The following is a 12,976-nucleotide window of genomic DNA, read 5'->3' as shown; positions in this document are numbered from 1 at the left end:
GCCGCGTCAGACCGCCATGGGGTCGCTCTTGTTGATATCGATCCCATAGCGGCTGATGGCTTCCGAGACCCGGCTGTAGGGGATTTCGCCGTCGTCAGCCAGGGCTTTCAGCGCCGCCAACACGATAAAGTGTCGATCCACCTCGAACAACGTGCGCAAGGCTTCTCGGGTGTCTGACTGGCCAAAGCCGTCGGTGCCCAGGGCGACGAAGCGTCGCTGCTCGACAAAGGGCCGGATCTGGTCGGCAAAGATCTTCATGTAGTCGGTGGCCACCACCAGCGGACCGATCTGGCCGGCCAGGCAGTCCTGCACATGGCTGGTACGGGGCGGCTGCTCCGGGTGCAGCAGGTTCCAGCGCTCCACTTCATGACCCTGGCGCCGCCGTTCGGTGAGGCTGGTGGCGCTCCAGACGTCGCTGGCCACGGCAAAATCCTTGAGCAGCAACTCGCTGGCGGCCATCACCTCGCGCAGGATCCAACCGCTGCCCATCAGTTGCACGCCCGGCTGCCGGGGTTTGGAGGCGCCGGTACTCAAGCGGTACAGGCCCTTGATGATCCCGTCTTGAACTCCGTCGGGCATGGCCGGGTGAGGATAGTTTTCGTTGAGCAGAGTGATGTAGTAGTAGACGTCTTCCTGTTCGACATACATGCGGCGCATGCCTTCCTGAATGATCACCGCCAGTTCGTAGGCGAAGGTCGGGTCATAGGCGACGCAGCACGGCACCACCGAGGCCAGCACATGGCTGTGGCCGTCGTCGTGCTGCAGGCCTTCGCCCATCAGGGTGGTGCGCCCGGCGGTGGCGCCCAGCAGGAAGCCGCGAGCCCGGGCATCACCGGCAGCCCAGGTCAGGTCGCCGACCCGCTGGAAGCCGAACATCGAATAGAAGATGTAGAACGGCAGGGTCATCAGACCGTGGTTGCTGTAGGAGGTGCTGGCGGCGATCCAGGATGAGATGGCCCCTGATTCATTGAGCCCCTCCTGCATGATCTGGCCGTCCTTGCTTTCCTTGTAGTAGCTCAATTGCCCGGCGTCCTGCGGGGTGTACAGCTGGCCGACCGCCGAGTGGATACCGATCTGGCGGAACAGGCTTTCCATGCCGAAGGTTCGCGATTCATCGGGCACGATCGGCACCACCAGTTTGCCGATCTGTGGGTCCTTGAGCAGCGTGCCGAGAATGCGCACAAAGGCCATGGTGGTGGAAATCGCGCGCTCGCCGGTGTCCTGAAGTTGCGTGGCAAAGGCCGTCAGTGGCGGGATGACCAGGGCCGGCGCCTGGCTGCTGCGGGACGGGATATGGCCGCCCAGGCTCTCGCGTCGTGCCGCAAAATAGCGGCCTTCCGGGCTGTCGGCAGCGGGCCTGAGGTAGGGCAGGCCGGCCAGTTGTTCGTCGCTGACCGGCAGTTCGAAGCGGTCGCGGAAGGCCCTGACGGCGTCAGCGCCCATTTTCTTCAGCTGGTGGTTGATGTTCTGACCTTCGCCAGCCTCGCCCATGCCGAAGCCCTTGACGGTTTTCGCCAGGATCACCGTCGGTTGACCAGGGTGACGCATGGCGGCAGCGTAGGCGTTGTAGACCTTGTCCGGGTCATGGCCACCGCGTGACAGTTTCCAGATCTCGTCGTCCGAGAGGTCTGCTACCAGCTCCAGCAGTCCCGGGTATTTACCGAAGAAGTGCTCGCGCACATAGGCGCCGTTCTGCGACTTGTAGTTCTGATAGTCACCGTCCACGCACTCCATCATGCGCTGGCGCAGCAGGCCGCTGCGGTCCTTGTCCAACAAGGCGTCCCAGCCACTGCCCCAGATCACCTTGATCACGTTCCAGCCGGCAGCGCGATACAGGCTTTCGAATTCCTGGATCACCTTGGCGTTGCCTCGTACCGGGCCGTCGAGACGTTGCAGGTTGCAGTTGACCACGAAGATCAGGTTGTCGAGCTTCTCCCGTCCCGCCAGGGAGATCGCCGCCAGGGACTCTGGCTGGTCCATCTCGCCATCGCCGAGGAAGGCCCAGACCTTGCGCCCCTGATGCTGCTTGAGACCGCGGAACTCCAGGTAGCGCATAAAGCGCGCCTGGTAGGCGGCGGTAATCGGGCCCAGGCCCATGGACACGGTGGGAAATTGCCAGAAGTCCGGCATCAACCGCGGATGTGGGTAGGACGAGATCCCGTTGCCAGCGGATTCGCGGCGAAAGTTGTCGAGTTGGGCTTCGTCGATGCGGCCTTCGAGGTAGGCGCGGCCATAGATACCCGGCGAGGAGTGGCCCTGGATATACACCATGTCGCCGTCGAAGCTGTCGGTACGGCCCCGGAAGAAGTGATCGAAACCCACGTCATACAACACCGCGGCGGAGGCGTAGGTGGCGATATGGCCACCGACCCCCGAGTGCTTGCCGGCGCGCAGCACCATGGCCATAGCGTTCCAGCGGATAAAGGCATTGATCCGGCGCTCGATGTCGAGGTTGCCGGGGTAGGGCAACTGGCGCTCGGGAGCGATGGTGTTGATGTAGGGGGTGGTCACCCGACCGTAGAAATCGCCATGTCGTGCAACGTCGAAATCCAGCAATTGATCGATCAGGTAATGGGCCCGCGGCCGGCCTTCGGCGCTCAGTACGGACTCGATGGAGTCGAGCCATTCGCGGGTTTCCTGGGGATCGTGGTCGAGCGTTGCGATGTTGTTCTGGGTCATGCCTGGCTCCAGGTTGAGCGGGGTTCCAGCGCGCGGATCCTTGTGGGATCGAGAGGGCTTGCGTGCCGATAAATGTAATTGCAATTGCAACTACATGGCCGAATCTATCCCGGCATGCGCTACTATTGCAACCCTCTTCAGTCCCGCGGATGGTGTTGCATGTCTTCAAATGAGCCCGATGTCTGGTTCCGTTTTGTCAGGGCTCATCGCACGGTCATTCGTGAAATCGAGCGTCGCCTGGCAGATGCCGGGCTGCCGGCCTATGCCTGGTACGACGCCTTGTGGGGCCTGGAAAGCGGCCCCGAAGGCACCCGGCGCATGCACGAACTGGCGGATGTGCTGGCCATCGAGCGCTACAACCTGACGCGATTGGTCGACCGCCTGGAAAACGAAGGCCTGGTGCAACGTTCGCGCTGCGACGGCGATGGACGTGCCGCGTTTGTGACCATCACTGAAGAAGGGCGGAAACTGCGCAAAAAGATGTGGAAAATCTACGAAAGCGCGGTGGCCGAGCTGTTTCTGTCCCAGCTCGACGAGCAGCAGAAACACAGCTTTGCCGATGCCCTGGAACGCACTGCCGCCCTGGCCCGTGCCTCCACCAGTGGCGCGGACGTGCGCCCAGGCACCCGGCGGTCACGCCCCGCCTAGCGCAAGCCATAGCGCTGCAAAGCCTGCTCGACCTTGGCTGTCGGCAGGCGCTGTTCATCGGCCAGGGCCTTGAGCGCCAGGGTCGCGATCCAGTGCCGGCTCGGGCTGCGGGAGGTCGCCGAACCGGCGCCCAGGGCGACGAAGCGTGCCTTCACGAAGCCGCGCAGTTGGTCGGTCACCGCCTGGCCGTAACCGGTCACCGCCAGGACCGGGTCGCGGCTGTGCCCCAGGCAGCGCATCAGGTGGGCACTGCGCTTGGCGGCTTCTGGATGCAGGCGGTTCCAGCGCTCGGCGGCTGCCGCTTCGCGGGCCAGGCGGGTATAACTGGGGCAGCTCCAGAGCTGGCTGGCGACCCCCCAGTCCTGCTCCAGCAGCGCCGCCGCCTGGCGTACCTCTTCGAAGGCCTGGCCGGCCCCCAGCAGGCGCACCCGCAGGCTGGCATCGAGCGGGCCGGACTCGGCGACTTTGTACATGCCCTGCAAGGCGTCCCCCCGGTCCTGGGCACCGAGCCTCGGACCCTGTTCGTGGTCATGCAGGGCCAGGTAGTAGAAACCGGGCTGGCCTTCGACATACAAGCGGTGCAGCGCGTCCAGGACAATTGCCCGGGTTTCGTCACCCGAGGCCGGGTCGAAGGGCAGGCAATCCGGGTTGTTGGCCAGCCACAGCGGCAGGGACGGATCGGCGCCTTTGGGCCAGGAGGTGGTCAGGGTTTCATTGTCGTTGCAGAAAATGCCGCGCCGCGCCGACTCGGCGGAAACCGCGCACAGCTGCGCCGAAGAATGGGCGCTGTGCAGGTAGAGCAGGGGTTTTTCCCGGGTATCCCGGGAGAACCGCAACGGCCAGGCGCTGATGCGGGTCGATGCGCCTTGCCGGGCGTTATTGCGCACCACCCAGGCCTGGTTGGCCACGCTGCGCTCCAGCTCCAGGGTATTGGCGATCTCCATCACCGTGAACAGCGGCGAGCGCGCTGGTGTTGCCGGGTTGCCCAAGGTCAGGCAGTCGATGCAGGCACGGGCGGCCTGGCCGGCGTGGGATGGGGAAGGGGAGCCGAAGCGGGATGAGGTCATGGTGCGCGCCGTCTGGAGGGATCAGACGGCTACCCTAGCGGAAATGCCAATATCATTGCAATTGCAATGATTGCAGTTGCATCTAAATTGGCCGAGCTAAATCCGTTGCCGCCTGCTACGTTTTATCAGCAGGGAGCGTGCAGTATTTTTTCTGTCATCCCGGCACTTTATGCTGAGGGCGAAGGTCATTAGGCAACAGGTTATTCATACAACGGCAAAGGACGACGCAATGGACGATTACCAGGAAGAACTGCTGGAGTACCAGGCATTTGAATTGGACCCGCTGGACCCAACAGAAGACGCCACCGAGCTGTAAGGCCGGTGGCTTTTTTTTAGGCGAAATGCCGGTGGCTGCGGCGAAACTCGCCGGGCGTCTGGCCGCTCCAGCGTTTGAATGCGCGTTGAAAAGCCTCGGCTGAGGCGAAGCCCAGCAGGTAGGCGATTTCACCGAATGCCAGTTCGGTGTCACGAATGTAAGTCATGGCCAGATCACGACGGGTGTCGTTGAGAATGGCGCGAAACTGAGTCCCTTCCTCGGCCAGCTTGCGCCGCAGGGTCCAGGTAGGCAGCTTGAGGCGTGCCGCCACTTCTTCCAGGTCGGGTTCGCGACCGCCATTGAGCAACGGCCCCAGCAACTGAGTGATGCGCTCGCGCAGGCTGCGGGTGCGGGTCAATTGCTCCAGCTCCCGTTCACACAATTGCAGCAGCAGGCGCCAGGTACTGGGGCAGTGTTCGGGGTTGCGCTGGGCGAGGCTGGCCTGGCTCAGGCGCAGTTGGTTGTGTTCGGCGCCGAACTGGATCGGGCAGTTGCCCAGTCGTGCGTAGTCGGCGTGGTAATCCGGGGCGGCGAATTCGATGTCGATCTGTTCGGCCGTGATCGGCTGCGGGCTCAGGCTGGACAGCTGTTGCAGCCAGCCAGCGATGATCGAGTCGACCACGAAACGGTTGTAGGTGTTGTACGGGCTGATGGAATAGAAGCGCAGCCAGGCGCCGTCGGCGTATTCGTGAAAGCTCGATTGGCCCCGGTAGTTGGAGCCGTACAAGGCTTCAAAGCGCGTCAGGCAACGCGCGGCTTCGCGCACGGTCGGCGCTTGGGCGGCAGTGACCCCGGCCAGCCCGAGCTGGCTGAGACGGCCGAGTTGGCCCATACGCAGGCCCAGGGCCGGGTCGCCGGTGAGCTGAATCGCCGCATGGCCCAGGCGCATGTAACGCGGAATCGACAGCCGGGCGCCTGCTTCGCCCAATCGCGCCGCGTCCAGCCCGTATTGCGCCAGCAATGGCGCCGGGTCCAGGCCATGGCTGCCCATGGCATCGGCCAGGCTGTGGACGAAGCCCACCGACAGATCGCCCAGGCGCATGGGTTGCGGCTTCATCACCTACAACCAGATATTCAACAGGCGGGCGCCGCGGGCTGCGTCGTCGGCATAGGTCTGTTCGGGGCTGCTGATAAAGCTCTGGCCGGTGCTGCGCTGGTCCCAGAACTGCCCCCGCAGGAACACGCTGACCCCGGCTGTGGCTTGGCTGCTGGGCGCGCGGGCGGTCAGGGTCAGGCGATGCCAGGCTTCGCCTTCACTGAGTTCGCCGGGTTTGAGGCTGATCTCGCTGGGGGTCATTTCGTTCTTGTAGCCGCGCCACGGTTTGTCCCAGGTGCCACGACCGATGACCACCGCCGGCACGGCTACCAGTTGCGCGCCTTGTTCGTCGAGCTTGCGGTAGTTGTCCGGGTACCAGCTGTCGCTGCCGATCAATACCCCGAGGCGCCCGGCGGGGGTGTCGATGACGTTGACGGCCTGGTCCTTGGCGGGGCTGATAAAGCCGCGCTCGGTGAAGTCCGGGTACAGCTGGCGCTGTGGCTGGCCTATGGGCAGGCCATCGCGGCCAAATACCAGGCTGCTGTTGTACAGCGCGCCGCTGCCGATCTGCAGGGTGCCCTGGTTGACGCTTGGTTCCGGCAGCACGATGGAGCCGGCCACCAGGGTCACCTGAAACTCTTTGGCCAGGCCGCCAAACAGCTGTTGATAATCCCGGGCCATGGCCTTGGCTTTCATCCGCAGGTGAGCGTCTTGCAGGCGACTGTCACCCTTGGCAACGATCAGTGCCCGCAGGAAGGGCAGTGGGTTGCTGACCGCCAGCCAGTTCATGGCTTCTTTCAGGGTGGCGGCCTGGTACAGCTCGTTTTTCTCGCCGCTGACCATCAGCCAGGTGCCCACGTGTTCGGGCAGTACGACGATGGTTTTTTCATTCAGCAGGCCCTTGTCGCGGGCCTGCTGCAGGTAGGCCGCGAGCTTGCGGTGCAGGCGTTCGGGGCTTTGATAATCGGTGGGGAACAGTTCGGGCTGGATGCCCAGCAGGTTGCCGTGGTCGGCGGGCTGGCCCTGGTCCACGGCGAGGTTGATGCGCAGGTCCGACAGGTAGTGCCCGACCGGACGCTCTCGGGTCCAGATGGCATAGCTGGTGAGGGCGGCGATCAGGGCCATGGAGGCGGTGAAATAGAGAAGTTTGCGCATGGGAAAACAGTCAGCGGCCGTGTGCAGGATTCGTCGACTAGGGTAGGGCCCATGCCGACGCTTGCCAAGGGGCGCTGCGCATTTGGATCAATAAGTTGTCAGTTACGGTCATTGAGCGGCCGGTGCGCTGCTCTTAGTCTGTCGAGCATGACTGATGGAAGCCGCAGAGCTTCCGCATTTTTCCGTGAACGCTCGATGTGGAGTTACCGATGGCCGCCGCTCACTACCCGCACCTGTTGGCCCCGCTGGATCTGGGGTTTACCACCCTGCGCAACCGCACCCTGATGGGCTCGATGCACACCGGGCTTGAAGAAAAACCCGGCGGCTTCGAGCGCATGGCGGCCTACTTCGCCGAGCGCGCCCGGGGCGGTGTTGGCTTGATGGTGACCGGCGGTATCGGCCCCAACGACGAAGGCGGCGTGTACTCCGGTGCGGCCAAGCTGACCACCGAGGAAGAGGCGCTCAAGCACCAGATCGTGACCCGCGCGGTGCATGAGGCGGGCGGCAAGATCTGCATGCAGATCCTCCACGCCGGACGCTACGCCTACAGCCCGAAACAGGTGGCGCCAAGCGCGATCCAGGCGCCGATCAACCCGTTCAAGCCCAAGGAGCTGGACGAGGAGGGCATCGAGAAGCAGATCCGCGATTTCGTCACCTGCTCGGCCCTGGCACAGAAGGCCGAGTACGACGGCGTCGAAATCATGGGCTCGGAAGGTTATTTCATTAACCAGTTCCTGGCGGCCCACACCAACCATCGCACCGATCGTTGGGGCGGCAGCTACGAAAATCGTATGCGCCTGCCGGTGGAAATCGTGCGTCGGGTGCGCGAAGCCGTAGGTCCGAACTTCATCATCATTTTCCGTCTGTCGATGCTCGACCTGGTGGAAGGCGGCAGCTCCTGGGAAGAAATCGTGCAACTGGCCAAGGCCATCGAGCAGGCCGGCGCCACCCTGATCAACACCGGGATCGGCTGGCACGAAGCGCGGATCCCGACCATCGCCACCAAGGTCCCGCGTGCGGCATTCAGCAAGGTCACGGCGAAGCTGCGAGGCGAGGTGGCGATTCCGCTGATCACCACCAACCGCATCAACACCCCGGAAGTCGCCGAGCAGATCCTCGCCGAGGGCGATGCCGACATGGTGTCCATGGCGCGGCCGTTCCTGGCCGACCCGGACTTCGTCAACAAGGCCGCCGGAGGCCGCGCGGATGAAATCAACACCTGCATCGGCTGTAACCAGGCCTGCCTGGACCATACCTTTGGCGGCAAGCTCACCAGTTGCCTGGTCAACCCGCGGGCCTGCCATGAAACCGAGCTCAATTACCTGCCGGTGCAGCAGATCAAGAAAATCGCCGTGGTCGGTGCCGGTCCTGCCGGGTTGTCCGCTGCCACGGTGGCGGCCGAGCGCGGGCACCAGGTGACCCTGTTCGATTCGGCGAGTGAAATCGGCGGCCAGTTCAACGTTGCCAAGCGCGTGCCGGGCAAGGAAGAGTTCTTCGAAACCCTGCGCTACTTCAAACGCAAACTGCAGACCACCCATGTCGAGGTGTGCCTGAACACTCGGGTGGATGTGGCGCAACTGGTGGCTGGCGGTTATGACGAAATCATCCTCGCCACCGGCATCGCCCCGCGCCTGCCGGCGATTCCTGGGGTTGAACATGCCAAGGTCCTGAGTTACCTGGACGTGCTGCTGGAACGCAAGCCGGTGGGCAAGAGCGTGGCGGTGATTGGTGCCGGTGGCATCGGGTTCGATGTGTCGGAATTCCTGGTGCATCAGGGCGTCGCCACCAGCCAGGACCGTGAAGCGTTCTGGAAAGAGTGGGGCATCGATACCCAGTTGCAGGCCCGTGGCGGCGTGGCCGGGATCAAGGCCCAGCCCCATGCCCCGGCGCGCCAGGTCTTCTTGTTGCAGCGCAAGGCGTCCAAGGTGGGTGACGGCCTGGGCAAGACCACCGGCTGGATCCACCGCACCGGGCTGAAAAACAAGCAGGTGCAGATGCTCAACAGCGTTGAATACCTGAAGATCGACGACGCCGGCTTGCATATCCGCATCGGCGACAGCGGCGAGCCGCAAGTGCTGGCGGTGGACAACATCGTGATCTGCGCCGGCCAGGATCCGCTGCGCGAGCTGCAGGACGGCCTGCTCGCTGCCGGGCAGAACGTGCACCTGATCGGTGGTGCTGATGTGGCGGCGGAGCTGGATGCCAAGCGCGCGATCAATCAGGGATCGCGGTTGGCTGCGGCATTGTAAGAGGGCTTGGGCGAGGCGTTGGTCATGAGGGCCAGCGCCGCCTTGCGGGCTCGGCAGCGGCTACAGGCATGTACCTTGTAGCCGCTGCGGCCCTGAGCCCCTGAGCCCCACACCCCTGCTAGACTGCGCTCCCTTTGTTAGCCGAACCCCGCGCCGATGTCCTTCCCCGATTCCTTCGACTGGCTACCCCAGGCACCGCTGCAACCCATGACCCTGGACTGGCTGGCCCAGGCCGGGGTCGAGGTGGCGGTACTGCGCCTGGAGCAGATCGATCCACTGATCAGCGGCAACAAGTGGTTCAAGTTGCTTGAATACCTGGCGGCGGCGCGCCAGGCCGGGGCCAGTGGAATCATCAGCCTTGGCGGGGCCCACTCCAATCACCTGCATGCCCTCGCCGCGGCGGGGCAACGCTTTGGTTTCGCCACCGCCGGCCTGCTGCGCGGTCATCCGCAAGACACCCCCACCGTGCTCGACCTCAAACGCATGGGCATGCACGTGCACTGGCTCGGCTATGGCGGCTATCGGGCGCGGCACGAGCCCGGGTTCTGGGCACCCTGGCAAACCCGGTACCCACAGCTGTACCCGGTGCCCGAGGGCGGCGGCGGCTTGCCCGGGGCGCGGGGTTGCAGGGGGCTGGTGGCGCAGGTTCGCCAGCAGTTGAGTGGGCTCGGCTGGGCGGATTATCACGGCTGGTGGCTGGCCTGCGGCACCGGCACCACCCTGGCCGGCCTGGTGCTGGCCGAACATGGCGCGCACCCGGTGTATGGCGCGCTGGCGGTGCCGGACGATCATGGGGTGGCGCAGAACGTCGAACGGATCCTGTGCGAGGCTGGGCACACGGCATCGGGCTACGAGTTGCTTGATGCCAGTCGCGGTGGTTTTGCCAAGGTCGACCCGCCGTTGCTGGCGTTTATCGAGGCCAGTGAAGGCCAGAGTGGTATCGCGCTGGAGCCGCTGTACACCGGCAAGGCCTTGCTGGCGTTGCGGGAGGCGGTCGAGGCGCGGCGTTTTGCCCGGGGAACCCGCCTGGTGTTTGTCCACACCGGCGGCCTGCAGGGCCGCCGGGGCATGACCGGCGCTGCTTAGCTGCGTTTAGGCAGCATCCGCAGCAGGGTGTTGTCGCGCATGAAGTAGTGGTGATACAGACCGGCCAGCGCATGCAGGCCGATCAGCCAGTAGCCGATGGTGCCGCCCAGTACGTGCCAGCCTTCGATCTGCTTGGCCAGCGGCTTGTTCTCGGCGATCAGCAGCGGCAGGTCGATGCCGTAGAACATCACCTGATGCCCTTCGGCGCTGGTGATCAGCCAACCCAGGATTGGCATGGCAATCATGAACAAGTACAGCGCCCAGTGCATCAGCTTGGCCAGCCACTGCTGCCAGTTGGGCGGTGCAGGCACGATTCTCGGCGCCACCCCCAGGCTGCGTGCAAACAGGCGCAGCCAGACCAGCAGGAACACCGTCAGGCCGAGCATGAAGTGGGCTTCCTTGATCAGCGTCCTCCCGCCACTGCCTTTGGGAAAGATGCCGCGCAACTCAATGCAGGCGTAAACCACCGCCAGCAGCACCAGCATCAGCCAGTGCAAGGTGATAGAGACCGTGCTGTATCGAGCATCGGAGTTCTTCCAGGGCATACGACTTTCCTCACTCATCAGGGCTGAAACCTCCGTTCTTGAACGACGGAGTGCTTTAACTGTAATCCTGTTTGAGCCGGTGCGCCTTGACCTGGTGCGAGGTTTAGGCCGCGCCGCACGAAAAAACCCTAAAAAGCGACAGCCCCGCAACAGGCTGCCGTTCCGGCGGGTAGGTGCCGATCAGCAGCCCTGGGGTGTCTCGCCCCGGGCCAGGCGCTGGTTGATATCGGCGACCACCTGGGGCAGGTCGGCGAGGGTGTCGATCAGGTAGTGCGGGCGCGAGCTTGCGAACAGGGCGTGTATACGTTTGCGCTCGTTGGCCAGGGTCTCGCTGTCGAGGGCGCGATAGGTTTCGTAGCTCAAGCCCAGGGCGTTGCCGGAACAGGTCAGGGCCACGGTCCACATGCCGGCGCGACGGCCTTCGAGGATACCGGGCACGGTGTCGTCGACCTTGACGCAGGCCGCCACATCCTCGATGCCCAGGGCAATCACGTTGGCCAGGGCCTGAGCCGGCCAGGGGCGGCCGTTGGGCACTTCATCGGTGGCCACCACATGGTCGGCGACGTAGCCATTTTTTGCCGCCAGCTGCACCACCTTGTCCATCACCTGCTTCGGATAACCGGAGCACGAACCGATCTTCAGCCCCTGCTCGCGCAACTGGGCGATGGTGTCCAGGGCACCGGGGATCAGGGCCGAGTGTTCGGCGATCTTTTCGATCTGCAGCGGCATAAAGCGCTGGTAGATGGCCGTGACATCGTCATCGCTCGGGGTACGGCCGAAGGCGTTGCGATAGCGCTCGGCCACCGACGGCAGGTTGCACAGGGTGCGGATGTGATCCCACTTGCCCATGCCCATCGGGCCGCGGGCTTCTTCGATGGACACCTGCACATCGAACTCGGCGAAGGCTTCGACGAAGATCTGGGTCGGCGCAAAGGAGCCGAAGTCGACCACGGTGCCGGCCCAGTCGAGGATGGCGGCTTGCAGTTGGCTGGGGGTGTTGTAGCTCATGGCGAAGTCCTGTTGGGGGCGGGTGATCCGCGTGGGCCGGAGGTCGGCGTTTAAAGGGCAATCGGTTTTTTGCTGCGGGCTGGGTGTCAGATTTCCAGCACCTGCATTTCTTCAAGCGCCTGGGCGATGGCCGCCACCGCAGCCTGCATCTGGGCCGGGTTGACGTGACCGATACAGCCCACGCGAAAGGTCTCGACCTTGGTCAGCTTGCCGGGATAGAGGATGAAACCCTTGGTCTTGACCCGCTCGTAGAACGCCTTGAACTGGTAGCGCGGGTCTTTGGGAGCATGGAAGGTGACGATGATCGGCGCCTGGATCTGTGCCGGTAGAAAACGGCGAAAGCCCAGGGCGACCATGGCTTCGATCAGGGCCTGGCAGTTATCGGCATAACGCTGATGGCGTGCCGGCAAGCCGCCTTCTTCGGCGTATTGCAACAGCGCTTCGTGCAGCGCCGCGACCACGTGGGTCGGCGGGGTGAAGCGCCATTGGCCGGTCTTGGCCATGTAGCTGTGCTGGTCGAACAGGTCCATGGCCAGGGAGTGGCTGTTGCCGGCGGCCTGGGCCAGGGCGTCCTTGCTGGCGAAGACCAGGCCCATGCCCGGCACGCCTTCCAGGCATTTGCCGGAGGCGGCGATCAGAGCGTCGAATGGCACCTGCCGGGCATCGATCGGCAGCGCGCCAAACGAGCTCATGGCGTCGATGATCAGGCGTTTGCCATGGCGGGCCGTGACCTGGGCAATGTCCGTCAGCGGGTTGAGGATGCCGGTGCTGGTTTCACAGTGGATCAGCGCCACATGGGTGATGCCGGGGTCGGCCTGCAACAGGCGCTCGACGTCGGCGGCGGTGGTCGGTTGGTCTTCGGCGGTTTCAAAGGTCACATAGTTGCGGCCGAGCACCTCGCAGATCTTCGCCAGGCGTTTGCCATAAGCGCCGTTGATCAGCACCAGGACCTTGCCATCGCGCGGTACCAGGGTGCCGATGGCGGCTTCCACGGCAAAGGTGCCGCTGCCTTGCAGGGGCACGCAATGGTGGCTGTCGGTGCCGTTGACGATGGCCAGCAATTGCTCGCAGAGGCTGGCGGTCAGCTGGTTGAAGCCTTCGTCCCATGAGCCCCAGTCCACCAACATCGCCTGACGGGTACGCGCCGAGGGGGTCCCGCCCCTTAAACACAACTGACGCCGCCGACG

10 protein-coding genes are annotated in these 12,976 nt (G+C 64.1%); 3 read left to right on the top strand and 7 right to left on the bottom strand.

Features of this window, described 5'->3' with window-relative positions; genetic code table 11:
* Positions 1-6 precede the first annotated feature (6 nt).
* Entirely contained in the window at positions 7-2,679 is a 2,673-nt protein-coding gene (aceE, locus tag MF4836_RS29095) for a pyruvate dehydrogenase (acetyl-transferring), homodimeric type (protein ID WP_078473262.1), read from the bottom strand.
* A gap of 159 nt (positions 2,680-2,838) precedes the next feature.
* On the opposite strand from aceE, the gene MF4836_RS29090 reads away from it, so the two are divergent.
* Positions 2,839-3,327, top strand: a complete 489-nt coding sequence (locus MF4836_RS29090) for a MarR family winged helix-turn-helix transcriptional regulator (protein ID WP_020296813.1) — start codon at positions 2,839-2,841, stop codon at positions 3,325-3,327.
* On the opposite strand, the gene MF4836_RS29085 is transcribed toward MF4836_RS29090, so the two are convergent.
* The 3 genes from MF4836_RS29085 to MF4836_RS29075 all read right to left on the bottom strand — a co-directional run bounded on the left by MF4836_RS29085 (position 3,324) and on the right by MF4836_RS29075 (position 6,901).
* Positions 3,324-4,394: a transketolase-like TK C-terminal-containing protein gene (locus tag MF4836_RS29085; protein WP_078473261.1), complete on the bottom strand. Its 1,071-nt coding sequence runs from the start codon at positions 4,392-4,394 to the stop codon at positions 3,324-3,326. The genes MF4836_RS29090 and MF4836_RS29085 overlap by 4 nt on opposite strands.
* A 332-nt stretch (positions 4,395-4,726) precedes the next feature.
* The gene (locus MF4836_RS29080) at positions 4,727-5,767 is read right to left on the bottom strand and encodes an AraC family transcriptional regulator (protein WP_078473260.1); all 1,041 of its coding nucleotides are present in this window, start codon (positions 5,765-5,767) and stop codon (positions 4,727-4,729) included.
* A gap of 3 nt (positions 5,768-5,770) precedes the next feature.
* Positions 5,771-6,901 (bottom strand): carbon-nitrogen hydrolase family protein, encoded by a 1,131-nt coding sequence (locus MF4836_RS29075; protein ID WP_078473259.1) that lies wholly within the window; start codon positions 6,899-6,901, stop codon positions 5,771-5,773.
* Between the two features lie 209 nt (positions 6,902-7,110).
* Here MF4836_RS29075 and MF4836_RS29070 point away from each other — a divergent pair, with 209 nt between their 5' ends.
* Both MF4836_RS29070 and MF4836_RS29065 read left to right on the top strand, forming a co-directional pair.
* A complete protein-coding gene (locus MF4836_RS29070; RefSeq protein WP_078473258.1) occupies positions 7,111-9,150 on the top strand; it encodes an NADPH-dependent 2,4-dienoyl-CoA reductase in 2,040 nt (679 codons plus the stop codon).
* Between the two features lie 156 nt (positions 9,151-9,306).
* The gene (locus MF4836_RS29065; protein ID WP_078473257.1) at positions 9,307-10,236 is read left to right on the top strand and encodes a 1-aminocyclopropane-1-carboxylate deaminase/D-cysteine desulfhydrase; all 930 of its coding nucleotides are present in this window, start codon (positions 9,307-9,309) and stop codon (positions 10,234-10,236) included.
* On the opposite strand, the gene MF4836_RS29060 is transcribed toward MF4836_RS29065, so the two are convergent.
* The 3 genes from MF4836_RS29060 to MF4836_RS29050 form a co-directional block, all read right to left on the bottom strand.
* Positions 10,233-10,781, bottom strand: a complete 549-nt coding sequence (locus MF4836_RS29060) for a cytochrome b (protein WP_078473256.1) — start codon at positions 10,779-10,781, stop codon at positions 10,233-10,235. The genes MF4836_RS29065 and MF4836_RS29060 overlap by 4 nt on opposite strands.
* 180 nt (positions 10,782-10,961) lie before the next feature.
* Positions 10,962-11,789, bottom strand: a complete 828-nt coding sequence (gene phnX / locus MF4836_RS29055) for a phosphonoacetaldehyde hydrolase (protein WP_078473255.1) — start codon at positions 11,787-11,789, stop codon at positions 10,962-10,964.
* A gap of 86 nt (positions 11,790-11,875) precedes the next feature.
* A complete protein-coding gene (locus MF4836_RS29050; protein WP_078473371.1) occupies positions 11,876-12,961 on the bottom strand; it encodes a 2-aminoethylphosphonate--pyruvate transaminase in 1,086 nt (361 codons plus the stop codon).
* Between the last annotated feature and the right edge of the window lie 15 nt (positions 12,962-12,976).

The sequence above is a fragment of the Pseudomonas sp. MF4836 genome, from assembly GCF_002018875.1.
Lineage (GTDB): Bacteria > Pseudomonadota > Gammaproteobacteria > Pseudomonadales > Pseudomonadaceae > Aquipseudomonas.
This window is presented reverse-complemented; position numbering and strand designations above follow the sequence as displayed.